Annotated in this window: 19 protein-coding genes; 9 read left to right on the forward strand and 10 right to left on the reverse strand. The window is 67.0% G+C overall.

The window, feature by feature from the left end:
- Positions 1-41 precede the first annotated feature (41 nt).
- From NWF34_RS20175 to NWF34_RS20190, 4 genes are all read right to left on the reverse strand, one after another.
- Positions 42-3,506: a serine/threonine-protein kinase gene (locus NWF34_RS20175; RefSeq protein ID WP_258325937.1), complete on the reverse strand. Its 3,465-nt coding sequence runs from the start codon at positions 3,504-3,506 to the stop codon at positions 42-44.
- 161 nt (positions 3,507-3,667) lie between these two features.
- Positions 3,668-4,681 carry a nitronate monooxygenase family protein gene (locus NWF34_RS20180; protein ID WP_258325938.1) on the reverse strand — a complete coding sequence of 338 codons (1,014 nt, stop codon included), beginning with the start codon at positions 4,679-4,681 and terminating at the stop codon, positions 3,668-3,670.
- Between the two features lie 18 nt (positions 4,682-4,699).
- Positions 4,700-6,166 (reverse strand): sugar porter family MFS transporter, encoded by a 1,467-nt coding sequence (locus tag NWF34_RS20185; protein ID WP_159405094.1) that lies wholly within the window; start codon positions 6,164-6,166, stop codon positions 4,700-4,702.
- 177 nt (positions 6,167-6,343) lie between these two features.
- The gene (locus NWF34_RS20190) at positions 6,344-8,740 is read right to left on the reverse strand and encodes an EAL domain-containing protein (protein ID WP_375295694.1); all 2,397 of its coding nucleotides are present in this window, start codon (positions 8,738-8,740) and stop codon (positions 6,344-6,346) included.
- A 320-nt stretch (positions 8,741-9,060) separates the two neighbouring features.
- Between NWF34_RS20190 and NWF34_RS20195 the strand changes: the two genes are divergently transcribed.
- The 3 genes from NWF34_RS20195 (at position 9,061) to NWF34_RS20205 (ending at position 12,123) form a co-directional block, all read left to right on the forward strand.
- On the forward strand, positions 9,061-10,224 hold the full coding sequence (locus NWF34_RS20195) for a beta-ketoacyl synthase N-terminal-like domain-containing protein (RefSeq protein WP_258325940.1): 1,164 nt from the start codon (positions 9,061-9,063) through the stop codon (positions 10,222-10,224).
- Between the two features lie 93 nt (positions 10,225-10,317).
- Positions 10,318-11,208: a hypothetical protein gene (locus NWF34_RS20200; RefSeq protein ID WP_258325941.1), complete on the forward strand. Its 891-nt coding sequence runs from the start codon at positions 10,318-10,320 to the stop codon at positions 11,206-11,208.
- A gap of 48 nt (positions 11,209-11,256) precedes the next feature.
- Positions 11,257-12,123 carry an LLM class F420-dependent oxidoreductase gene (locus NWF34_RS20205; RefSeq protein ID WP_258325942.1) on the forward strand — a complete coding sequence of 289 codons (867 nt, stop codon included), beginning with the start codon at positions 11,257-11,259 and terminating at the stop codon, positions 12,121-12,123.
- Positions 12,124-12,192: 69 nt separating this feature from the next.
- Here NWF34_RS20205 and NWF34_RS20210 read toward each other — a convergent pair whose 3' ends face one another.
- Positions 12,193-13,785 carry an ABC transporter permease gene (locus tag NWF34_RS20210; RefSeq protein WP_258325943.1) on the reverse strand — a complete coding sequence of 531 codons (1,593 nt, stop codon included), beginning with the start codon at positions 13,783-13,785 and terminating at the stop codon, positions 12,193-12,195.
- Positions 13,786-13,787: 2 nt separating this feature from the next.
- Entirely contained in the window at positions 13,788-14,705 is a 918-nt protein-coding gene (locus tag NWF34_RS20215) for an ABC transporter ATP-binding protein (RefSeq protein ID WP_258325944.1), read from the reverse strand.
- Positions 14,706-14,843: 138 nt separating this feature from the next.
- Here NWF34_RS20215 and NWF34_RS20220 point away from each other — a divergent pair, with 138 nt between their 5' ends.
- From NWF34_RS20220 to NWF34_RS20245, 6 genes are all read left to right on the forward strand, one after another.
- Positions 14,844-15,440: a sulfite oxidase-like oxidoreductase gene (locus tag NWF34_RS20220; protein WP_258325945.1), complete on the forward strand. Its 597-nt coding sequence runs from the start codon at positions 14,844-14,846 to the stop codon at positions 15,438-15,440.
- Complete coding sequence (locus tag NWF34_RS20225; RefSeq protein ID WP_258325946.1) at positions 15,437-16,153, forward strand: ferredoxin reductase; 717 nt, start codon at positions 15,437-15,439, stop codon at positions 16,151-16,153. Before NWF34_RS20220 ends, NWF34_RS20225 begins: the two co-directional genes overlap by 4 nt.
- A 67-nt stretch (positions 16,154-16,220) precedes the next feature.
- Positions 16,221-16,697, forward strand: a complete 477-nt coding sequence (locus NWF34_RS20230; RefSeq protein ID WP_258325947.1) for a glutathione peroxidase — start codon at positions 16,221-16,223, stop codon at positions 16,695-16,697.
- Positions 16,698-16,722: 25 nt separating this feature from the next.
- A complete protein-coding gene (locus tag NWF34_RS20235) occupies positions 16,723-17,631 on the forward strand; it encodes a DUF1295 domain-containing protein (protein ID WP_258325948.1) in 909 nt (302 codons plus the stop codon).
- A complete protein-coding gene (locus tag NWF34_RS20240) occupies positions 17,628-18,782 on the forward strand; it encodes an FAD-dependent oxidoreductase (RefSeq protein WP_258325949.1) in 1,155 nt (384 codons plus the stop codon). Before NWF34_RS20235 ends, NWF34_RS20240 begins: the two co-directional genes overlap by 4 nt.
- Before the next feature lie 30 nt (positions 18,783-18,812).
- Positions 18,813-19,478 (forward strand): hypothetical protein, encoded by a 666-nt coding sequence (locus NWF34_RS20245; RefSeq protein WP_258325950.1) that lies wholly within the window; start codon positions 18,813-18,815, stop codon positions 19,476-19,478.
- Between the two features lie 82 nt (positions 19,479-19,560).
- Here the strand turns inward: NWF34_RS20245 and fadD5 (NWF34_RS20250) are convergent, their stop codons facing one another.
- The 4 genes from fadD5 (NWF34_RS20250) to NWF34_RS20265 form a co-directional block, all read right to left on the reverse strand.
- Complete coding sequence (gene fadD5 / locus NWF34_RS20250) at positions 19,561-21,168, reverse strand: fatty-acid--CoA ligase FadD5 (RefSeq protein WP_258325966.1); 1,608 nt, start codon at positions 21,166-21,168, stop codon at positions 19,561-19,563.
- 92 nt (positions 21,169-21,260) lie between these two features.
- Positions 21,261-22,865 carry a fatty-acid--CoA ligase FadD5 gene (fadD5, locus tag NWF34_RS20255; RefSeq protein ID WP_258325951.1) on the reverse strand — a complete coding sequence of 535 codons (1,605 nt, stop codon included), beginning with the start codon at positions 22,863-22,865 and terminating at the stop codon, positions 21,261-21,263.
- 165 nt (positions 22,866-23,030) lie between these two features.
- Positions 23,031-24,278, reverse strand: a complete 1,248-nt coding sequence (locus tag NWF34_RS20260) for an RNA polymerase sigma factor (RefSeq protein ID WP_258325952.1) — start codon at positions 24,276-24,278, stop codon at positions 23,031-23,033.
- On the reverse strand, positions 24,275-24,652 hold the full coding sequence (locus NWF34_RS20265) for a YciI family protein (protein ID WP_006438243.1): 378 nt from the start codon (positions 24,650-24,652) through the stop codon (positions 24,275-24,277). The genes NWF34_RS20260 and NWF34_RS20265 overlap by 4 nt, the downstream gene beginning before the upstream one ends.
- Positions 24,653-24,691 lie beyond the last annotated feature (39 nt).

The following is a 24,691-nucleotide window of genomic DNA, read 5'->3' on the forward strand; positions in this document are numbered from 1 at the left end:
GGTCAGCTGCTGTGTGCCGACGACACCGGGCAACTCGATCTTCACTCCGTGAGGGGCGACGTGTGCAGTCTGTCCAGGAACGGGACGACCACCGGGTCCACGTCCCCGCGAGCGGTTGTACCCAGTCTTCGGACGATGTGTTGGACACCGGATCCCGCATCGAGCACGGGTTGCACGAGACCCAGACGGGCACAGCGATCGAGGATCGGGAGAAGCAGTTCCTCCGCCTCGGCGAGGGACCCGCTCGCGGCCAGACATTCGGCCAGGAGCAGCCGGGCGTCGAGCTCCGCTCTCGGCCGGGTCGTCTCGTCGATCGACCCGGCCAGGGCGCGTGCCCGTCGGCACGCGGCGTTCCGGGTGTCGGTGGTACCGACGGCCAGGAGTGCGCGGATGGCTGCCTCCTCGGTCTTCTCGGCGGTGAACTGAACGATTCCGTCCGGAAGGTCGTGCGGCATCTCGGCCGGGAACGAATCTGCGGACAGCGCTGACGCACCGATACCCGAACGGATGCGTTCGGCCGTGATGTGGGCGGCCAACCGCGGGAGATTCAGCGCCTGTGCCAGCCGTTCGCCCTCGTCCAGCCGCTCGGCGGCCTGGTCATCTTGCCCGAGAGCGTGTTTCGCGCGTGCGCCGACGACATAGGTGGCGAGCATGATCTCGACGATGCCCCCCTCGGCGCCGAGGTTGTAGGTGTCGTCGAGGAGCCGCTGGGCCTCGTCCACATTCCCGCGTTCGTACAGCAACTCCCCGAGGAGCGCGCCACTGAGCCGGGAGCCGTAGGAGCGGTCCTCGTCGGAGGCACGAGCGAGTCCCATCGCGTGCCGGAACGATGCCTCGGCGGCGTCGAAGTCCAGTTTTTCCCGCGCCGCCACGCCGTCGAGGATGTATCCGTAGATGACGCTGAACGGTCCTTTCGTCCGGCGGTGGTGCGGACGTGCCCAGCGCTGCCATTCCCGGGCCTCGTCGTAGGCGAACCGTTGGATCTCGCGGAACGATGCGACAGCGGCGACGCCGGACAGAACCCACGGACGCAGGCGCTCGGCGCGCACCATGCAGGCCCCGACGGCCTCGTCGACGCCCTCGAGTTGATCGTCGAGAACATTCATCAAGGCACGGATGAGTCCGGTCTCCGCGCGGATGTCGGCGACATCGCCATCGGGGCCGGCGCCGGCCGGGAGTGCGGCATCGATGGAGGCGAGCGCCGTGTTCGCCGGTGCCCGGTGGTGAAGAAGCGCGTGCGCCCAGGCGAGCGCCAGCTGGAGATCCGGTCGCTGCCTGCGCGTTGTCACCGGGAGCTTGGCGGCGAGGCCGAGCAGGGTGCTCATCTTGGACTGTTCGAGCAGGTCGTAGCCTTCGCGTTCGACCAGGTCGACCGCCTCGGACTCATCGCCGGCGGCGAGGAAATGGTCGACGGCCGGGCTGAACATGCGCCGCTCGGCGAACCACGCGGCTGCTCGCCGGTGGAGATCGTCGCATCTGTCGGACTCCTGCCGTTCGAGTCGACGACGCAGGAAGTGGGCGAACAGGTTGTGGTAGCGGAACCACTGTCCTTCGGGGTCGAGTCGGGTGAGGAACAGGTCACGTTCCTCGATGTCCTCGAGCATGCTCTGGGTGTGGCGTCGGCCCGTCAACGCGGCCGCCAGCGACGCACAGATCCGTTCGCTGACCGAGGTCGCCAGGAGGAAGTCGAGGAGGTCCGGGTCGAGGCTGTCGAGGACGTTCTCGGCGAGGTACTCCCCCAGTTCGCGGTGGTTCGCCGAGAACTGACGGATCGCCGCGCGGGGATCGTCGTGCTCGCGCAGCGCCAGGGACGCCAGCTGCAGGGCGGCCACCCAGCCGTCGGTGGTCTCCTCGAGCTCGGCGACATCGGTGTCGTCGATCGGCAGCCCGGTTCCCCCGGTGAGTAGCTCGCGAGACTCGTCGATGTCGAAACGCAGTGCCGCGGCGTCGATTTCGATGAGTTCGTTCTTCACTCGAAGACTGCTGAGCGGCAGATATCGGCGTGTGCGGCTGGTGACGACGAGCTGGAGGTGGTGGCAACCGTTGTCGATCAGGAACTGCGCGATCGCCCGGCTCGCCGGGTTGGTGATCCGATGCCAGTCGTCGAGGACGATGCGGATGTGCTCGTCGGTCGTGTGGGCGCGATTGATCAGCGTGGTCAGCACGTAGCGCTCGGCGCCTTCGCCGTACTCCTCCAAGGTGCGGGTGAGCTCATTCCCCAGGCCGGGAAACGTCACGCTGATCGCGTCGACGAGGTGCGACAGAAACCATGCGGGTGTGTTGTCGTCCTCGTCGATCGCCAACCACGCCGTCTTTCCGCCGGTGGTCTCGGCTGCCTGGACGTACTGGGCGGCCAGCACGGTCTTCCCGTATCCCGCGGGTCCGTGGATCAGGATCAGCCGTGCCCGATTGCCGGTGGTCAGCCGCGCGAGCAACCGGGTGCGTGGAACCGTGGCGTGGGCCAGGACCGGCGGCCGGTACTTGGCGGTGATGACGGGCGGACGCCCCGAATCCGATCCGTCGGCGCGGGTGTCGAGGTGTGGGTACTCCGAGGTGTCCGTGGACGAGTCGGACTCGGTCGGCGCGGGACCGTCGATGTCGGCGAACAGCGGTACCGGCACCTCGGGTACGGGATATCCGAGTTCGAGGCCGGCCTGCCGCAGGGCTTCACCGAACTCGCGTGCCGTCGCATAGCGGTCTGCGGGTGTGGGGGCCATCGCCCGCGCGATGACCGTCCACAGGGGCTCCGGTATGCCTTGCGCTCGGAGGTCCGGAATCGGTTCGGTGGTGATCCGCAACAGCTGGGCGACCAGGTCCTCGTTCTTGCGACGCCCGTACGCCGGTCGGCCGGCCAGCGCCGCGAACAGTACGGCGCCGAGCCCGTACACGTCGGAGAGCACCGATGGTGACTCACCGCGCAGCACTTCCGGCGCGGTGTAGGCCGGTGTGCCGAGGACCAGTCCGCGGGTGGTGTCGTCGCGATCGGCGAGCCGGGCGATGCCGAAGTCGGTCAGCTGTGGTTGGCCGTACTCGGTGAGAAGGATGTTCGAGGGTTTCAGATCTCGATGCAGAACGCTGGCCCGATGGGAGGTCTCCAGGGCGCCGGCGATCTTGATCCCGACATCGAGGACCTCGTCGACCTCGCAAGGCCCTCGGCGACGGAGCCGCGTGTCCAGCGAGCCGCGGGCGTGGAAGGGCATGACGATGTACGGGAATCCCGACCGCGTCACGCCGGCCTCGAGAATGTGGACGATGTTGGGGTGACCCGACAGACGGCCCATCGCCTGCTGTTCGCGGAGGAACCGGAGGCGATCGGTCTCGTCGCGGCCGGCCCGCAGCACCTTGACCGCCACCTCACGGTCGAGCGCAGGTTGGAGACAGCGGTAGACGACCCCGAACCCGCCACGCCCCGCGATCCGAGCGTTGGTGAAGCCCGCCGCGCTCAGATCATCCGCGATCTCCCGGGACGGGGGATCGGCTGGTCGCGTGACTGTCCGACGGGCCATCGCAGGTCCTAGAGATCGGATCGTTTCGTCATCGATCGCGGCTGGTCGGGCGAACTCCGAATGTCTGGTTCGGCCGACAGACGCACCGCAGGCTCATTCATGGCGTCCCCTCGTCGTCTCAGAGTCTAGGCGCCGGGGCGCGGCGATTGCCGCGGCATGGGTCAGCCGAGACGGCGGATCGTGTCGGCCGCGGACTCGACGGCGGCGTCGCGGAATCCGCTCCCGGCCCAGAGGTTGATGCCGTCGGGGTCGGTGGCGGCGGCGCGCCGGATGCCACCGGTGAGCTTGTTGACCGCCGGATACTCGGCCACCGCGGCGTCGGAGAACTCGTCGGTGAAGCGGTTGCGCAGCGCCCGTGCGGGGCGTCCGCTGAATGCGCGGGTCACCACCGTTTCGGTGCGCGCCGGATCGGCCAGCGCGTCCGCGTGCGCCGGCTTGGTTCCGGCTTCGTGGGTGCGCAGCAGCACGGTGCCGACCTGCACCGCGACCGGACCGAGGGATCGCACCTCGCCGGCTCGATCACGGGTCGACACACCGCCCGCCGCCACGAGAGGAAGATCGACGCGTGCAATCACCGCCCGGACGAGGTCGTCCAGCGGTTGGGTGGGCGGATCGGTCCGACGGTCGAACACCGACCGATGACCGCCGGCGTCGGGTCCCTGCACACACAGCCAGTCGGCGCCGGCCTCGGCGGCCCTGCTCGCGTCGTCCTCGGTGGTGACGGTGACGCCCACGTTGCAGCCATGGCGTCGCAGTTCGCCGACGGTGTCGGCCGATGGGCAACCGAAAGCGAACGAGACGAAGGGAATTCGTTCGTCGCACATCAGCGCGATCTTGGCGTCGAACCGATCGTCGTCGTCGCCGAGTTCCTCGATGGCGGGCAGTTCCACGCCGAGAGAGGCGGCGTAGTCGAGGAGGCGATCGCGGTAGCGTGCCACGGCGTCCCGATTCACCGGTTCGGCCTCGGGGACGAAGATGTTCACCCCGAAGGTGTCGGTGCCCCCGTCGCGGACGGCGGCGATGTCCGACGCGAGGCGCTCGGGAGTCAGGTATCCCGCGGCCAGCTGGCCCAGTCCCCCGGCCATGCTCGCGGCGATGACCAGTTCGGGGGTCGTCGGACCGCCGGCCATCGGTGCCGCGACGACCGGCACGTCGAGGTCGCGCAGATCAGCCATGGACCGGTACTCCTCCGCTCATGCCTGTTCGGGGGCTCGGGCGGCGGTGATCCGGGACAGCCTGGATTCCGCGACCGAGTCCATGTCCTCGAGTTCCAGACCCTTCGTCTCCTCGACCTTCTTGAACACGTAGACGAACGATGCCGCGGCACAGAAGGCGAAGAAGCCGTAGATGATTCCGAGTCCCACGGCCTCGGTCATCGGCGGGAACAGCATCGAAATCGTGAAGTTGGCGATCCAGTTCACCGCGGTGCACACGCCGAGAGCGACACCTCGGATCCGATTGGGGAACATCTCCCCCAGCATCACCCACATGACCGGTCCCCAGGTGGCGGCGAAGGCGACGACGAACAGGTTTGCGCCGATCAGCGCGATCACACCCCACGGGTCGGGAAGTGTGACGTTCTCGCCCTCACCGATCTGCTGGGTGAACGCGACACACGCCATGAGCAGTCCGATGCACATCCCCACGGATCCGCCCAGGAGGAGTTTCCGGCGTCCGATGCGGTCGACGAACAGGATCGCCACGAACGTCATGGCCACGTTGATGACCGCCGTGATCACTGATGTCTTGAACGAGTCGCTCTCGGAGAATCCCACCGACTGCCACAGCGTCGTCGAATAGTAGAAGATCGCGTTGATGCCGACGAACTGCTGGAACACCGCGAGCCAGATGCCGACCCACACCAGCGGGTGAAGTCCGAACGACGGGCCGGTGATGTCCTTGATGGACGACTTGGACTCACGCTTGACGGTGAGCTTGATCTCCTTCACCCGATCGAGCGGGTTGTTCTCTCCGGTCACCTCCTGGAGAATGCGGGCTGCTTCCTCATCGCGGTTGCGGCCCACCAGATATCGCGGTGACTCGGGGATCATCAGGGCGAGCACGCCGTAGACGACGGCGGGTACGACACCCACGAGGAACATCCATCGCCAGGCCTCCAGACCCCACCAGAGGTCGTTTGACGCACTGCCGGCAGTGTCGGCGAGAACGGCATCCGACAGCAGGGCGGCGAAGATACCCATGGTGATGGCCAGTTGCTGCATCGATGCGAGTGCGCCGCGATAACGAGCGGGCGCGATCTCGGAGATGTAGGCCGGGGCGATGACCGAGGCGATACCGATGCCGATGCCACCGAGCACGCGCCAGAGCAGCAGGTCCGGAATCGTCTGCGTGTACGCGGTGCCGATCGCCGAGATGGTGAACAATGCCGAACCGAGCAGCATCACCCGCTTGCGGCCCCACACGTCGGCCAGTCGCCCGGCGAACCATGCGCCGAGGGCGCAACCGAGCAGTGCGATCGCGACGGCGAACCCCGTCATGAGCTTGCCGAGACCGAAATTCGATTCGATCGAGTCGACGGCGCCGTTGACCACGGAACTGTCGAAGCCGAAGAGGAATCCGCCGACGGCCGCGGCAACGGTGACGCCGATGACCTTCGCCGTGTGTTGTTCGGCGATCTCGCGTTGTTGCGCGTCGGCCATCACATGACCCCGCTCGCCGGTGTGTCGCAGCACGAATCCTGGGACATGTCCGTGACCTCGCTGTCCGGTTGCATGGCCGTCGTTTTCGACGGTTTCGCGCCCAATCTACTCGCGGAGCGAGACCACGCGGCGCACATCCGAACACGCGTCGGTCTCGATCTGGTCTGGACCGGCGGGTCAGAAGTCGTCCCGTACGTCTTGGGGGGCCGAGCTCGCCGCGCCCTCGGTCACGATCTCGGCGAGCGGTTTCGGCCGTCCGTAGTGGTAGCCCTGTGCGAGGTCGCACCGGACGGCGGCGATGGTGGCGGCCTGCTCGGCGGTCTCGACGCCCTCGGCGATCACCCGGACTCCCATCGCGTGCGCGACGTCGACGATGCCCGCGAGGATCGTGCGGGCGCTCGGGCGTTCCTCGAGGGCGTCGACAAACGCCTTGGCCGTTTTGAGGATGCTGACCGGCAGTCGATACAGCTCACTCAGTGAGGAAGCGCCCGTGCCGAAGTCGTCGAGGGCGATGTGGATGCCGAGTGCCCGGATCTCACGCAGCAGGTTGAGCAGGCCGCCGTCGAGCGGTGCGAGCGCGCTCTCGGTGATCTCCAGGCAGAGTGATCGCGGGTTCATGCCGGTCTGCTCGCAGGTCGCCGTGAGTCGGTGGAGGAATTCGCCGTTGGTGAGTTCACGCCGGGAGGCGTTGACGCACAACATGATCTGCGCCAGCTCGGGCGTCGCTGCCACCTCGGCGCAGGCCGTTGCCAAGACGTGCGCGCCGACCTTGTCGATGAGCGTGGATTGCTCTGCGAGAGGGATGAACTCGGCCGGCGGGATCGAACCGAGGTCGGGGTGATTCCACCGCAGGAGTGCTTCGAGCGCGACAAGCGTTCCAGTGTCGGTGGAGACGATCGGCTGGTAGTGGATCTCCAACTGCGAGCGGTCGGTGTCCAGGGCGCGGCGCAGTTCCTCTTCGATCCGCTGGCGGCGCTGGAGTTCTTCCCGGTGCTGCGTCCGAAACTGGACGTACGGTTCTCGAGATGCCTTGCGTGCCTGGTAAAGAGCGATATCAGCATCGCGAAGGAGATCCGTGGGGGTGTACCGTTCGCCCGCCGCAACGGTGGCCACGCCGATGCTCACCCGCACCGTCAGCGGTTCGCTGCGGATGCTCACCCTCACGGGAGGTCTGATCGCGGCGCGCACCGACTCGATCTGTCGATCGATCTCGGCGGTCGTGCTCTCTTTCGTGTGGGTGGTGACCAGGACGAACTCGTCGCCCCCGATCCGCCCGACCGCACCCGCCGGGGGCGTCGCCGCCGCGAGCCGCTGGGCGACGGCGTGGAGCACCTCGTCGCCGACGGCATGACCGAGCGAATCGTTGACGAGTTTGAAATTGTCGAGGTCGATGTAATAGATCGCCACGCAACCGGAGTCGTGTTCGGCCAGGGCATCCATGTGCGCCTCGAGCTCCTTGAGGATCCCGGCCCGGTTGTACAGCTGGGTGAGTGGATCGTGGACCGCGTCCCACGCCAGCCGGGTCCGCTCGCGATAGCGCTCGGTGATATCGGCGAAGGACACCAGTGCGACCGCGTCGGAGGTGTCGTCGTCGATCGGCCGGCAGCTGCACGACAGCCATCGCTCGCCGCCCGGCGTGTTGATCGTCGCGGTCGCATCGGTGATCGCGACCCCGGTCCTCAGACAACGGACGACCGGCGATTCACCGTCGACGAAGTCGAGCGGCAGATCGTGGACGAGCGAACCGGGCACGCTTTGTGGACCGAGCATGGTCGCGGCGGCCGGATTCGCCAGTTCGATTCTGCCGTCCCCTCGCACCACGATCACTGCCTGGTGCAGGGCGGCCAGGATGGTGCCCAGGCGTTCGATCAGCGGTCTGCGAGTGGCTTCGGCGACGATCAGGAAGCCATCGTCCATCGACGTCACCGAGATGTGGGCCAGGAAGGTCCGATCGTTGTCGGCACGGCGGTGGAGTTGGTCCACCGTGCCACCCAGTGCCATCGCCGCCTTGATGTCGAGGGTGCCGCCGATGACCGAACCCAGTTCACGACCGAGGGCTTTGTCGGCGCTGATTCCGTACATCTGCTCGGCGGCGGGATTCCACGACCGCACGGTCATGTCCCGGTCGACGGCGATTACGGCGTTGCTGACGTGATCGAGCAACGCCGCCTGCCGCCGTAGAGCCACCTCGATCGCCTTCTGGGCGGTGATGTCGCGCAAGATCACCTGATAGGCGGGCTTGTCGTGCCACACCGTGCGTACCGAGGTGACCTCCATCGGACGTGACACCCCGTGGGCGTCGACCATCACGACTTCCTCCGGATACGTCGCCGCTCCGGCCTCCTCGCCCATGCTGACGATTCGCTCGATCATGTGCGCGAGTTCGTCAGGATGGACGAAGTCGGTGATCGGACGGCCGAGCATCTGACCCCGGTCGGTCACACGAGCGAAGTCGAGCGCCGCGGAGTTCACATAGACGATGACACCGTCCTGGTGTACGGCGATCGCGTCCGGACTGAGTTCGAGGAGGAGTCGGTAGCGTTCCGCCACCGCCGCGTCGCTGGATCGGGTCATCGGCTCGGCGTGCGGCGCGACGAGATCACCGTGGCCACCGTCCGTCGGCATCGATTCCGGCACTGCGTCAGTCCTCCCCCCACCCTGCTCCGAGCCCCCGCTGTTCATATTCCCCCACACAGGGGACAAATGGAGCGCGAAAACGACGGCAGAGTCGTGCCAAAGTCAGATTCGTCGCGACCGGCACCGTGAAATCTCGTCGCGACCGGCGCCGTGAGATGGGTCGAATGCCGCTTTCTGGGGGATTCTTGTGGGTGGGGTTCGGTCCGATGACCTCGACAATCGCTGTCAATTCCAAATCACGAAAAGGGAGTGCACCAATGACAAACAACAGATCGACCATTTCCGGTGTGGGAGCTGTGACCGGCTACGGATGGGGTCGGGAGGCCCTGTGGAACGGCCTCGTCTCAGGCAAGTCCGCAGCCGCGTTGCACGAGGGTTTCGGATTCGGTTCCGACGATCACGGGGGCCCGGGCTGGATTGTGCGAGTACCGGAGGGCGGCGACCAGGCGGACGGGAACACCCGGTTCGCCCGCGCGATGCGAAGTGCTGCGCGGGAGGCGATCGAGGATGCGTCGGAACGCGGTTGGCGTCCGGGCTCTCGCGTCGGGCTGGTACACGCCTGTGTGCTCGGCGATCTCGACATGTACCCGATGGTCACCTCCGGTGTCGGGCAGTACACGGGACGTCAGTACCTGTCCGTGACACCGTCCACGCCGGTCTCGCTCCTCATGCAGGAGTATGGCTTTCACGGTCCGGCCATGAACGTGTCGGCCATGTGCACCTCGGGGTCCGCGGCGATCGTGACCGCGAAGTCGTGGCTCGACTCCGATCTCGTCGACGACGTGCTCGTCGTCGCGACCGACCTGTCGGCGAAACCCGAGGTGGTCGGCATGTTCGTGCAGCTGGGCGTCGCCGTCACCGACACCGACGCACTCGACGCCTGCCGTCCGTTCCAGACCGGCAGCCGCGGTTTCACCTTCGGCGAGGCCGCCATCGCCTTCACGATGACCAACCGCGCCATTGACGGTTATGCAGATGTGTTGGGCGGGGCCATGTCCCACGACGCCTATCACGTCACCTCGATCGATCCGGAACTGACCAACGTCGTGGGCTGCGTGGAACAGGCGCTGTCGGCCGCCGGCGTCGCGGGCGAGGAGATCCGATATCTCAACGCGCACGGTCCGGGTACCGCGCAGTGTGATCGCGCCGAGGCGACGGTCGCGGAGACGATGCTGCCCAACAGCGAGGTCTTCTCCGTCAAACCACTTGCCGGGCATTGCCAGGGAGCAGCGGGTGCGGTCGAGCTCGCCGCGTCGCTGCTCGGCTACGAGCGCGGCGAGATCCCGGCGACGCCGAGGGTGTCCGAGGGTATCCCGCAACTGCTCGACGGCCTGTCCCCTCTCGATGCTGGACCCACCGTGAAGACCTCGCTGGGGATGGGAGGCCACAACGCGGCGCTGGTGATCGCGCCCCGGCGCTGACCCGAATCACGCCGACGCGGCGTGATTTGACCCTTTCCATACGTATTCGGCGAGATCCAAGCGGAAACCCCAGCGAAGACTCACAATTCAGAGATGTCCAACGTGCCGGAGAACTCGGCGACCGACCGACCCGCTACGGAGCACGGACCGAGGTCGGGTGCGCGCGGTGTTCTGACCGCGCTGTTGGACTCCCCCTTCGCCGGTATGTCGCCGTGGATCCTGATGGCACTCGTGACGGGACCGGGCCGCTTCGAGGAGGCAGCGGCGTCGGCCTTCGCGCTCTCGTTGTTGCTGGTCGTGGGGACCCATCGCCGCGGGAGCAGCTTCAAACTGCTCGAATTGTTCGATGTGGCCTACTTCGGGACGATGGCCGCACTGGCTCTTTTCGCCTCGGACGATGTCATCGACTGGCTGGAAAAATGGGGCGGCGAGATGACCAACGTCGCGTTGGTGGCCTTCGCCCTGGGCTCGATCCTCGTGCGGCAACCCTTCACCCTCCAGTACGCCCGCGAGACCACCGAGCCGGAATACTGGACCAGTCCGCTGTTCCTGCGGATCAACTACGTCATCACCTGGGCGTGGGTCGGCGGTTTTGCCGTCGCAGCGATCTCGGGCGCCGTCGGGGACATCGTGTTGGACGACCCGAACAACTTCTGGACCGGCTGGATCATCCAGATCGGCGGCACGGTATTCGCCATCGCGTTCACCGAGTTCTATCCCGATTACGCCACGTATCACGCCGCCGTCCGTGAGGGGTGGCCGACGGACGAGGAACCGCAGAGCATGTTCCACCTGTTCGAGTGGGTGCCCGGCTATGTCCTGGCGATCGGGATCGCCGGTCTGCTGACCGAAGAACTGAGCACAGCTGTCGGGATCGGCGTCATCGTCGTCGGGGCGGTCGGAATCAAGGTCTTCCGTCAGCTGACCGCTGCGTTCGACACCCGCCTGGCCAGGACGGTGCCGGGAACGTCGAAAGGGCCATGAACCCGGTACTCGCGCCCCCCGCCGAGGACCGTCGGTAGTGTCGTGACCATGAATCTCGACGGGGTAGGAATCTGGAGTTCGCCACTACGATACGGAGACGCCGGGGAGGCCGCGGAAGCCGCTGCCGAACTCGACGAGTTGGGCTTCACCGCCCTCTGGATTCCCGACGTCGGCGGTCCGGTTCTCGATTCGGTGCGCAACCTGCTCGGTGCCACCGAGAAGGCGGTGGTCGCCACCGGAATCCTCAACATGTGGATGCACGAACCCGCGGATGTCGCGGCCGCGCACGCGGGTTTCGCCGATGAGTTCGGTCCGCGCTTCCTGCTCGGCCTGGGTATCAGCCACGCTCCGCTCATCGACGCGCAGGAGGCCGGCCGCTACCAGAAGCCGCTCGCCACCACCCGCGCATTCCTCGACGGGCTCGACGCCGCGCCGCAGCCGGTCCCAGCGGACAGCCGGGTCCTCGCGGCACTCGGACCGAAGATGCTCGGTCTCGCGGCGGACCGGACACTCGGGGCCCACCCGTACCTGGTCACGCCCGAGCACACTGCCACCGCTCGCGAGACCCTCGGCGACGGACCGCTGCTCGCCCCCGAGCAGACTGCGATCTTCGCCGCGGACCGCGACGAGGCGCGTGCGGTCGGCACCAAGTGGCTCACGGGTTATCTCGCGATGCCCAACTACGCCAACAACCTTCGTCGCCTCGGTTTCACCGACGAGGACCTCACCACGGTCAGCGACCGGTTGTTCGACGCACTGATCGTCTGGGGCGACGAGTCGGCGATCCTGTCGCGCATCGACGAACACCGCTCCGCCGGCGCCGATCACGTGTGCGTCCAGGTGCTCCAGAAGGACCACCGCGGCTTCCCGCGCGAGCAGTGGCGCCGGCTTGCGGCGGCTCTCCGACAGAACTGATCGCGAACCGCGATCCGTATGACATCGAGTCCGGAAACCGGGCTCGATGTCATACGGATTCGGCTGACCTCACGGGATGTCGCGCCGTCGGAACCCGGCGAAACCGATGGCCAGGAACCCGATGGTCACCATGCCGATCCACAGAAGGCCCCACCAGTTCGCGCCGGCGGCAACGACGTCGGGTACATGGTGGAACGGGCTGAAACCGAGTGCCCACCCGGGCAATTTGAAGCTCGGGCCGAGAATGGTCATCACGAAGGACACCAGCACGCCGAGCCAGATCGCCGGACGGGCGACCGGTCGGGCGCCGATCACGGCGACCGCGAATGCGATGACCGTCCAGGTCGCCGGGATCGTCGCAAGGGCTTGGAGCAGCGCGTCGCCGAAGGTGATACCGATGTCTGCGGTGGACGCGAAGATACCGACCACCACCCCGGCGATCAGCAGGAACGCCGCCGTGGCCAGCAGCGCGACAGCGACATTGGTGGCGATGTAGCGCACTCGGGCAACCGATGTCGCGAGCACCGCTTCGGCCCGGTCCTCGAGTTCCTCGGTACGCACGCGGTTGACGATCTGCACGCCCGCGACCGATGCGATGATCCCGACCAGACTGAGGATCGTCGTGACGAACGCGGAGATCAGATCGGCCGGGGACGCGGCGCCGGAGGCGAAGACCCCGGCCATCGCCGGATTCGCCTCCAGCAGGCCTTTCACCGACCTGGTGAAGTAACCGAAGACGACGCCCAGACCGATGAACGCCACCGACCACGAGGCGATCGGGGCTCGGTTGAGGCGGACCGCGAGGTCCATCGGCGTTCTGTTCCGCCCCCGCGGCGGTCCGGGCCTGGACGGGACGAGTCCCTGGCCGAAATCACGTGAGACCTGAAGTGCGAAGCCGACTCCGGCGAGAACAACCGCGAGTGCGACTCCGAGTGTCAGCGGCCACCAGTGATCTCCGGTTGCCGGCCGCGTCTCCTGGACCCATCCGAGCGGGTTGGCCCACGTCGTCCAGGTCGGTGCGCTCACCGAATAGAGAAATCCTCTCAGGACGAACAGCACGCCGAGCAGCGACACCGAGATCGTCGTCGCCGCACGGGCGTCGGCGCCCACCTGAGCGCTGACAACCGCGACGGCGGCGAACATCCAACCCGTGACGGTGAATCCGGCACCGAGCAACATCGACGACCCCCAGGCGCCGCCGCACAGTCCGGTGGCCACCGCGGCCACGACACCGATCGCCAGCGAGCACAGGACGGCCATCACCAGCGCCGTCAGGAGGCGTGCCGACCGGCCGAGAACACCTGAAGCCAGCAGTTCGGCCTGGCCGGAGTCCTCCTGCCCACGACTGGCCTTGACGACGATGAAGATCGCGCCGAGCGCCGCGATGAACCCGCCGAGTGCGAGACTGCGCCAGGCGTTGAAGCCGTCGACAGTCGACAGGTCGTAGGCCGGGCCGAAGATCAAACCCAGCGCCGGGTTGGCCCCGACCGTGGCGGCGAAGGCCCGCCTTTCCACGAGGTCGGGAAACAACCAGGGGTACACGAGGACCGACGACACCGACAACGCCGTGGGCAGCACGATCCACGGAGCGAACGTTCTCGCCTCGTGGTGCAGCGTCGCGGTCAGCAGCGGTCGCGTACCGGCGATCGAGGCGACGGCCATGGTCACCCCTCCTCCGACGCCGAACCCTCGGCGCCGTAGAGCCGGAGGAACAGGCTTTCCAGCGACGGCGGTTCGACGGTGAGCGACCGCAGCCCGCACGATGTCAACACCTCCATCGCCGCACCGATGCGGTCGGAATCGACTGTGGCACTGATCCATCGACCGTCGATGTCGACCTCGTGCAGTTCACCGAGCAAATCCTCGGACGGGATGGTCTCGAGCTCGGCACGTACAGATGTGCGGGTGCGACCCCGTAGGTCCGCCAGGGTCCCCGTCGCGACGATCACGCCGTCGCGAATGATGCTGAGACGATCGGCGAGGGTCTCGACCTCGGCGAGGATGTGGCTGGACAACAAGACCGTGGTACCCCGGGACTTGGCCTCGCCGACCACCTCCTGGAAGACGTTCTCCATCAACGGATCCAGTCCCGACGTCGGCTCGTCCAGGATGAGCAGCTCCACCTCCGATGCGAGCGCGGCGACGATCGCCACCTTTTGCCGGTTGCCCTTCGAGTACTGGCGTCCGCGCTTGGTGGTGTCGAGTTCGAAACGCCGGACGAGATCGGCACGACGCTCCTCGTCGAGTCCGCCGCGCATCGAACCGAGGAGATCGATCATCTCGCCGCCGGTCATCGACGGCCACAGGGCGACGTCACCGGGGACATAGGCCAGCCGTCGATGGAGTTCCACGACGTCGCGCCACGGATCGCCGCCCAGTATCCGAACCTCACCCGCGCTGGCCCGCAACAATCCCAGCAGCACGCGGATCGTCGTCGACTTGCCTGCTCCGTTCGGACCGAGGAATCCGTGGACCTCCCCCCGCCGGACCCGGAGGTCGAGCCCGCGCAGTGCTTCGAAACGGCCGAACGACTTGCGTAGTCCTCGTGCGTCGATGACGAGATCGGGCATCCCTACGGGCATGGCGTACCTCCGGGCTCGGTGAGTCGCCACGATCGTTCCATGGCGCCCGAAGCGCTGTCGGCGCAACGCGCCGAGAGGTCACACTACCGTCTACGGCCACGCCGCCGACCCGACCGGTCGGGCGTAGACTCCGCGACCATGGCGATCGTCAACCGAGGGTTCGTGGGCCGTCGCGACCGCGATGCTCGCCGGCTGCCGCCCGGGCAGTACACGACCCTGGACTTCCCGGTGTTGTCGGCCGAACCGACACCGTCTGTCCCCCTGGACAGATGGTCCCTCGCCATACAGTCGGCTGAGCACCGGGTCACGACATACACCTGGGAGCGGTTCCAGGCGCTGCGCCACGACGAGATCACCACCGACATCCACTGCGTCACAAGGTGGTCGAAGTTCGCGACGCGCTGGCGTGGTGTCTCTTTCGACACGCTGATCGATGCGTTGCCCTTCGAACCCGCCCCGTACGTCATGGCGCACTGCTACGGCGGGTACACGACCAATGTCCCGCTCGCCGATCTGACCGGTGGACGAGGCTGGATTGCCGACACCTACGACGGGGAACCGCTGGCACCCGAACACGGCGGTCCCGCCCGGCTCCTCGTCCCTCACCTGTACTTCTGGAAGAGTGCGAAATGGATTCGGCGCCTTCGGTTCATGCCCGAGGACACGCCGGGATTCTGGGAGGAACGCGGATACCACATGTACGGCGACCCCTGGCGTGAGCAGCGGTACTCGTGACCGACTGGCTGCTGACGACGGTGACCTCCGTCGTCGACATCACCCCGACCGCACGCACACTGCGTCTCGCGCTGCCCGAACCCGTCCATGTGCTGCCCGGTCAGCACGTCGACATCCGGCTCACCGCCGAGGACGGCTACTCCACCGCCCGCACCTACTCGGTGTCGGACGCCCGGGAGACACGCTCGCTCGAGGTCACCGTCGAACGCCTCGAGGACGGTGAGGTGTCCCCTTACCTGGTCGATGTCGTGGAGGTCGGTGATCCTCTGGAGATCAGTGGACCGCATGGCTGGTATTTCACCTGGGCCTCCGGCGACGACCGGCCGGTGCAACTGATCGGCGGTGGTTCCGGGGTCGCGCCGCTCATGTCGATGATCCGGAGCCGCGAGGTCGACGCACCGCTCACACCCTTCTCCCTGGTGTACTCGGTGCGCAGTCCGGAACGCGTCTACTACCGCGACGAGATCCGGCAACTCAGGGAGCACCATCGCATGGATCTCCATCTCGTCCACACTCGTGACGCACCTGCCGGATCGGCGCGACCGGCCGGACGCCTCGACTCGGCGGAACTGGCCGCACTCACCATGGATCCCTCCCGATCACCGACCGTGTACATCTGCGGGCCCAACCGGTTCGTCGAGGACTGTGCGAAGTGGATGGTCGACGCCGGCCACGACCCGACCCGTATCCGCACCGAACGTTTCGGCGACTGATCTGCGACAAGTGCGGGTTTCCGTCCAATGCGTGTCGTTGCGCACGGACCGGAAGTAGCGTGGCGGCATGACTTCCGCGTACGACTTCACCGCGACCGGGATCGACGGCAACCCGGTCGACCTCTCGCAGTTCCGGGGCGACCCGCTGCTGATCGTGAACACCGCGTCGAAGTGCGGCTTCACACCCCAGTACCAAGGCCTCGAGACGCTTCATCGCGACTACCAGGAGCAGGGACTGCGTGTTCTGGGTTTCCCGTGCGACCAGTTCGCACATCAGGAACCCGGCGACGAAGAAGAGATCAAGAACTTCTGTTCGCTCACCTACGACGTCACCTTCCCGATGTTCGCCAAGGTCGATGTGAACGGGCCCGATGCCCATCCCCTCTTCGAGTGGTTACGCACTCAGAAGTCAGGAGTGTTCGGCGGACGGATCAAGTGGAACTTCACCAAGTTCCTGGTGAACCGCGACGGAGTCGTCGTCGAACGCTTCGCACCGGCCACCAAACCCGAGAAATTGGTCGGGCCCATCGAGAAGCAGCTGTGACCCGCCGACGATAGGACGAGATCTCGTGAGCCGGACAGCGTCGTTCGTGCGCGTGGTGCTCGCCTACCTGGTGGCGTTCGGTGTCGCCGCCGCATGGTTGTGGCTGGGTCCCGACACCGGTCACCTGTGGCTCGACACCCTCATCGCCGACCTCTGGGCGACGCTGGTGATCTTCGGCTTCAGTCGCCTGTACTCGAACTCGAGCATGTATGACGCCTACTGGAGCGTCATACCGCCCGCACTCCTGGTGTATTGGTGGGCCGCCGGTGATGTCGGCATCGACGCGGTGCACTGCTGGGTCATCGCTCTCGTCCTCGGAGTATGGGCGGTTCGGCTCACCGCCAACTGGGCCATCGGGTGGCCGGGTCTGCAGCACGAGGACTGGCGTTACCGCATGCTCAAGGACCGGGCAGGTGGCGCGGCTTTCGTCGTCGACCTGTTCGCCATCCACGTCTTCCCCACCATTCAGGTGTTCCTCGGCATGGTCCCGGTGTATGTCGCAGTCACCCGGCATGATTCGACGATCGGCTGGCTCACCGCACTGGCCGCGGTCGTCGGATCGGCCGCCATCGCCCTCGAGTACGTCGCCGACGCCCAGCTGCGTCATTTCACCGCACACCGCACGCCTGGGTCGGTGCTGGACTCCGGCGTGTGGTCGTGGTCCCGGCACCCGAACTACTTCGGCGAGTTCGGTTTCTGGGTCGCGATGGCGTTGTTCGGGATCGCCGCCGCGCCCGCCGACTGGTGGTGGCTGCTCGTGGGTGTGGCGGTGATGCTGGCGATGTTCCTCGGCGCCAGCATTCCGATGATGGAGCAGCGCAACCTGTCCCGACGTCCCGGCTATCCCGATGTCGTCGACCGGGTGTCCCGGTTCGTACCCCGCCCACCTCGCCGAACCCCTCCGCCGCATTCCGCCGAACGCACCCCCGGATGACTCGACGCGTTGTGGTCGCCGGCCTCGGTGACACCGGCATCCTCACCGCCATCCATCTGTCCCGCCACGCGGACGTCGTCGGGATCTCGTCGAAGCCCGGACTGGTCAGCGGTCAGGAACTCGGGCTTCGCGTGAGTCGGCCCGACACCTGGGCCCGCGACTACCGGATTCCGTTCGAACGATTCCGGAAGCTGGACCGCGTCCGCACCGTCCACGGGTCGCTGACCGGAGCCGACCTCGTCGAACGAACCGTCACCGTACGCAATGCCGACGGAACCGATCTCATCGAACCGTTCGACGCACTGGTCATCGCCACAGGTGTCCGCAACGGCTTCTGGCGACGTGCCGGTCTCCAGTCCGCGGCCGACGTCGACCGGGACCTGGCCGCTGCACACCGCCGTCTGGCGGTCGCGGATTCGATCGCAGTGATCGGAGGGGGTGCCGCCGCGGTGAGCGCGGCGGCGAACCTGGCAGCGACCTGGCCGGATAAACGGATCGATCTCTACCATCCCGGTGAGCGCGCACTGCCCCGCCACCATCGGCGGACCTGGCAGAACGTGTCGGCGCGGCTGCGCACACTCGGTGTGGGTGTGCACGGCGGACACCGCGCCCGGGTGCCCGCCGGCTTCGGCTGCGACGAGATCACCAGCGGATCCGTGCGCTGGACCACCGGGCAGGACGCCGTGCACGCCGACGCGGTGCTGTGGGCGATCGGTCGGGTGACCCCGAACTCGGAGTGGTTGCCCCCGCAGATCCTCGATCCGGGCGGATTCGTCTACGTGACACCGCAGCTCCGGGTTCCGGGACATGAACTCGTCTATGCCGTCGGCGACATCGCCGCCACCGACGCCCTCCGTGGTTCGGCCCGTAACCGTGCCGACCGGCTTCTCGCCCACAACATCCGCGTCGACCTGGCGGGCCGGCCGGACCGGGCGCGGCGCTACGTGCCGCCCCGCCGACGGTGGGGATCGGTTCTCGGTGTGCAACGCGACGGTCTGCAGGTGTTCGCGCCGAACGGTCGCGCGTTCCGTTTCCCCGCCTGGTCGGTCGACACGGTGCTGCAACCGTGGATCGTCCGCCGGGGGATCTACGGCGGGATTCGCGACGCGGGTTCGCCGGCCGGCACCGATCGTCGGCGGCGTCGCACCTGAAAGGTCATCTTCCGCGCTTACACTCGGCCCATGAGCAACGAGCAGTTCTCGGCCCATCCGACAGACCCGGTGGACCCGCCGCCCGGTTCGAACACCGTGCCGGTCCCGCCCGCGTCGGCACCGGCTGGGGCGACACCCCCGGGAGCCCCCGCGACGACCGATGCATCACTGAAGCCGACAGCCGCCGAACGTGCGAACACGATCGTCAGGAAGGTCGTCATCGGCCTGATCATCGCCGCCCTCCTGGTGATCACCTACTTCATCCTCGAGGCGTTCCTGCCGCGCTGGTGGGCCGGGCAGATCGGCAGGCGGGTCGACGGTTCGATGGCCAGCGGCGTCTGGACCGGACTCGTCCTGGGTGTTCTCTGCACCTTCGTTCCGCTCCTGTTGTTCACGCTGGCGTTCCTGAGCCGCAGCCGGTTGCGGAACGTCCCGGCGATCGCGTTCGCCGTCGCCGGCATCGTCGTGGCGATCCCCAACCTGTTGACGCTCTCCGTCGTCGCCGGCGGCGGCAATGGTGCCCATGCGGGTGAACGCATCTTCGACGTCGAAGCCCCGGGCTTCCGCGCCGCCACCGCGTGGGGCGTGATCATCGGTGTCCTTCTCGCGATTCTCGTCGGCTGGTTCATCTGGCGCTATCGGCGGCGTGGACGACAACTCGAGGCGACGCGCCCGAAGAAGGACAAGAAGAAGTGATGGTCGGATAGACCCACTCCGAACGGGTCAACCCGCTACCTCATGCAGGTGGCGGGTTGACCCGTTCAGGGGGCGGAGGCGGTCAGTCGGCCAGGCCGGCATCCTTGCTGCCGTAGCTCTCCCGCAGCTTCGGCTTCACGACCTTGCCGCCGGCATTCCGGGGTAGCTCGTCGATGATCACGAGATCCTTGGGGTGCTTGAACCGCGCGAGATTCTCGTTCAGATGCGGTTCCAGCTCGGCCAGCGTCAGATCGATGACGCCCTCGGCCAGGACCACGACGGCGACCGGCACCTCGCCCCACTTCTCGTGTGCGCGACCGATGACGGCCGCCTCCAGGATCGCGGGGTGGCCGTAGAGGACGTTCTCGACCTCGGCGCAGTAGATGTTCTCGCCGCCGGAGATGATCATGTCCTTGGCGCGGTCGACGACGTAGAGGAAGCCGTCCTCGTCTTCACGGACGAGGTCGCCCGAGTGGAACCACCCGCCGCGGAATGCCTCCGCGGTCTCTTCGGGCTTGTTCCAGTAGCCCTTCATCAGGTTGGGGCCCCGGTAGACGATCTCCCCCACCTCACCGGGTTTCACATCGTTCATCAGCGGGTCGACGATGCGGGCGGTCACCGCGGGCACCACCTTGCCGATCGAACCCTGCTTGCGCAGTGCGTCCTTGCCCTCGAGGATCGTCGTCACCGGAGACATCTCGGTCTGCCCGAAGGCGGTCATGTTCAGCGCCTCGGGGAAGGCCTCGCCCATGGCGTTGAGCACGGTGTCCGACGCCGGCGCCGCCCCCCAGCTGATGTTGCGCAGACGGAGCTTCCGCGGCCGCGCTTTCTGCGCCGCGCACACCGCCTGCCACTGTGCGGGCACCATGAACACCGAGGTGGTGCCTTCCCTCTCCAGGGTGTCGAGCATGGCGTCCGGGTCGAAAGCGCCGAGTGGATGGATGACCGCGCGGATGCCGCGGTAGAAGACCGGGGCGAATGCGGCTAGCCCGGCGATGTGGAACATCGGCGGTACGACCGATGCCACGTCCTCGGCATCGGCCGACGCGGTGGTCGCCATCGTGGTGACGGCCTGCGCGTGGAAATTCTGGTGGGTCAGCATGGCGCCCTTGGGCTTTCCGGTGGTACCCGAGGTGTACATGATCGCGGCGACGGTGTCCTCCGGGACATCGACCGCCGGCAGATCCGAGTCCCCCTGCGCGACAAGGCCTTCATAGTCGAGATGCTGGGGGTTCTCACTGCCGTCGACGACGATGAGGGTGTCGATCGCGCCGGTGGACGCACTCACGGCATCGGCCAACGGCACGAGGAGCTTCTCGGTCAGTATGACCTTGGCCCCGCTGTCGGCGACAAGATAAGCGACCTCGGCGGGGCTCATCCGGATGTTCACCGGAACCGGGATCGCTCCGATCAGCGTTGCGCCCAGCACGGCTTCGACGTACTCGGTGCGGTTGAGCAGCACCATGAGGATTCGGTCGCCGAACTCGACTCCGAGTCGGCTCAATGCTGCGCCGAAAGCTCGTGACCTGTCATCGAGTTGCTTCCACGTCGTGGACTTGTCCAGGTATGTGATCGCCATGTTGTCCGGCGTCATCAGCGCATGCCGGTGGACCTGGTTGTTCCAGTGGTTGCGGCGCGAGCGGTACGGCTCGGTGGTCAGGTCGGCGGTGGCGTCGGTGGTTGCGGTCATCATGCTCCCGTGTCGATCGTGCGATGGTCGACATTGTTGTCTGCGTCACACCCTACGCAGACCGGGCGGGTTGCTCGTCAGATTTCGCCGGGTCAATCGGACAAACCGGCGTCCTTGCTGCCAAAGCGCTGGCGCAGCATGGGTTTCGTGACCTTGCCACCGGCGTTTCGCGGGAGGGCGTCGATGATCACGAGATCCTTTGGGTGCTTGAAGCGCGCCAGATTGTCGTTCAGGTGGGGTCCCAGCTCCGCCAGGGTCAGGTCCTCTACACCGTCGGCGAGCACGACGACCGCGACGGGCACCTCGCCCCACTTCTGGTCCGCCCGGCCGATGACCGCCGCCTCGGCCACAGCGGGATGGCCGTAGAGGACGTTCTCGACCTCGGCGCAGTAGATGTTCTCACCGCCGGAGATGATCATGTCCTTGGCACGGTCGACCACGAAGAGAAATCCCTCGTCATCCTCCCGGACGAGGTCACCGGAATGGAACCAGCCACCGCGGAAGGCGTCGGCGGTCTCCTCGGGCTTGTTCCAGTAGCCCTTCATCAGGGTCGGCCCGCGGTAGACGATCTCCCCCACCTCGCCGGGCTTCACGTCGTTCATCAGCGGGTCGACGATGCGCGCCGTCACCGCAGGCACCACCTTGCCGATCGACCCGATCTTCCGCAGGGCGTCCTTGCCCTCGAGGATGCAGGTCACCGGCGACATCTCGGTCTGCCCGAACGACGTCATGTTGAGAACGCCCGGGAATGTCTCGTTGATGGCGTTGAGCACGGTGTCCGAGGCGGGGGCGCCACCCCAGCTGAGGTGACGCAGACGCAGGCCGCGCGGACGTGCCTGCTGTGCGGCGCACACTGCCTGCCATTGTGCGGGCACCATGAACACCGATGTCGAGCCCTCTCGCTCCAGCGTGTCGAGCATGACGTCGGGGTCGAAGGATCCCAGCGGATGGATGACCGCCCGGATTCCTCGGTAGAAGACCATCGCGAAGGTCGCGAGGCCCGCGATGTGGAACATCGGCGGGACGATCGATGCGACGTCACCGCGCTGCGGGTTCGTCGTGGAGATCGACGTGACGGCCTGCGACTGAAAGTTCTGGTGGGTCAGCATCGCACCTTTGAGACGGCCCGTGGTGCCCGAGGTGTACATGATGATCGCGACAGCGTCCTCGGGGACGTCCACCGGCGGGAGATCCGAGGAGTCCTCGGTCAGGAGGTCCTCGAACGATAGATGGTCGGGGTTGTCGCTCTTGCCGACGACGACCACGGTGTCGGAGGTGCCTCCCAGGGCTCGCGCGGCATCCACGACGCCGGTCAGCGCCGATTCGGTGACCACGACCTCGGCGCCGCTGTCCGTCATGAGATAGGCGACCTCGCCGGGACTCATGCGGACGTTCACCGGCACCGCGATCGCACCGATGAGGGTCGCCCCCAGAATCGCTTCGACGTACTCGGTGCGGTTGAGCAGCGCCATCATGACCCGGTCGCCGAACTCCACACCGCGTCGGCTCAGCGCCGCGGCGAAAGCCCGGGAGCGGTCGTCGATCTGCCTCCACGTGCGCGTCTGGCCGAGGAAGGTGATCGCGGGTTCGTCGGGAGTCGTCAGGGCGTGTCGTCGGACATGGTTGTTCCAGTGGTTGCGGCGCGAGCGGTAGGGCTCGGAGGTCACGTCGGTGACGGCCTCGGCGGATGCAGTCATTGCGGTCTCCCGTGTCGTCGGACATTCGTTGTCCGACTCACCAGCCTAGGTCGTGACTATCACGGAATACGCTGTGCAGCCGATGATTTGCGCCTATGGAAGGGTTAGCCGGCTCCTATGGACGACGCCAGGGCGGCGTCTGCGCACGTGTCCCCCGTGACGGAGTCACCCCATGCGGTCCGCCCGGCACCGCAAGTACTCCCGGACGCGAGGGTCGTGGGCGAGCGTCGCGGCGCGCTCGAAGTGCCGACGTGCCTCGTCGAGTGCGCCGGTGCGGGCCAGGAGGTCTGCGCGTGTGGCGTGGAGAGGTTGGAAGTCGTCGAGGTCGTGCTGCTCCTCGAGTTGCCCGAGCAGCGCCAGACCATCGGCGGGCGACGTCGCGCGCCCCACGATGGCTGCGTGCGCGACCCGTGCACCCAGTGTCGGGGTGACGGTGAGGAGCGCGGTCGACAAGTTCTCGAGTACGGCCCAGTCGACGACGCCGGTGCGTGCGCGATCGGCGTGGACCGACTGCATGGCGGCCTCGAGCTGGAATCGCCCCATCGGTGCGCCGAGCGCCGCGGCACGTCGGAGCATCGCCTCGCCGTCGCGGATCAGTTCGCCGTCCCACAGCGCAGGGTCCTGCTCCTCGAGCGGGACGAACGGTCCGTTCCGGGCCGGCGCACGGGACAACGACAGGGCGATGAGAGCGGCGAGTCCCCATGCCTCGGGCTCGACGTCGAGGAGAGATGCGAGTGTCACGGCGAGATACAGCGCCTCCCCCGTCATCGATTCGACGGCGTCGGGACCGCGATCGGTCGCGTCCTCCCAGGCGATCGCGAAGCACCCGTAGACGGCCTCGAGCACCGCGGACAGTCGTCCCGGCATCGCCGTGCGGTCGGGAACGGCGAACGGGATGCGGGCGTCGCGGATGCGTCGCTTGGCGCGGACGAGTCGTTGCGCCATCGTCGCGGGCGCCACCGCGAAGGCCGCGGCGATGTGAGTGGCCTCGAATCCCAGCACCGCCTGCAACATCAGGGGTGTCCGGATGGCCGGGTCGATCGCGGGGTGAGCGCAGGTGAACAGCAATTCGAGTCGCTTGTCGCCGATCGCGTCGGGGTCGAGATCGTCGATGGGTGTCACGCTGGCCTCCCCGGCGATATCGGCGCGGTCGTCGAGATCGACCGACATCCGGTGTGACGCGGACTTCCAGACGTCGCGCTGGTGGTTGCGGGCAACGGTGAGCAGCCACGCGGTCGGTTTCTCGGGTACGCCGCGTGCCGGCCACGTGACGAGCGCACGTTCGAAGGCGGTCGACAACGCGTCCTCCGCGAGCGCGAGGTCGCCCGATGAAGCGGCCAGGAGCGCCACCAGCCGCGAATACGCCTCGCGAGCGGCGTGTTCCGCGACGGCGTGCGCTCCAGGCCGGTTCATCCGTTCGGTGTCCACGCCCCGTTCACGGTGTACGTGGCCCCGGGTCGGATCTCGACGACACCCCAGTCGATGGGGGGCGCCTGACGTGCCCACTCGATGGCGGCGTCGAGGTCCTCGACATCGACGACGATGGACCCGCCGAGTTGCTCCTTGGTGTCCGCGAAGGGACCGTCCTGGATGACGAGTTCGCCGTCCACCTTCCGCAGCGTGGTGGTGGCGGTCGAATGCTGGAGCACCTCGGCACTCACCAGGACACCGGCGTCCTGCAATGCCCGGGCGTAGGCGGAGAATGCTGCCTGACCCGACCGGATGGCGTCCTCGCCGAGCGTCGTGGCGTCCTGCTCCGGGTAGTGCAGCAGAAGTGAGTAATGCATGGTCTACCTCCTGGTCACCGGACCGCCTCTCGGTCCGTG

This window comes from Gordonia sp. GONU (assembly GCF_024733855.1).
Taxonomy (GTDB): Bacteria; Actinomycetota; Actinomycetes; order Mycobacteriales; family Mycobacteriaceae; genus Gordonia; species Gordonia amicalis.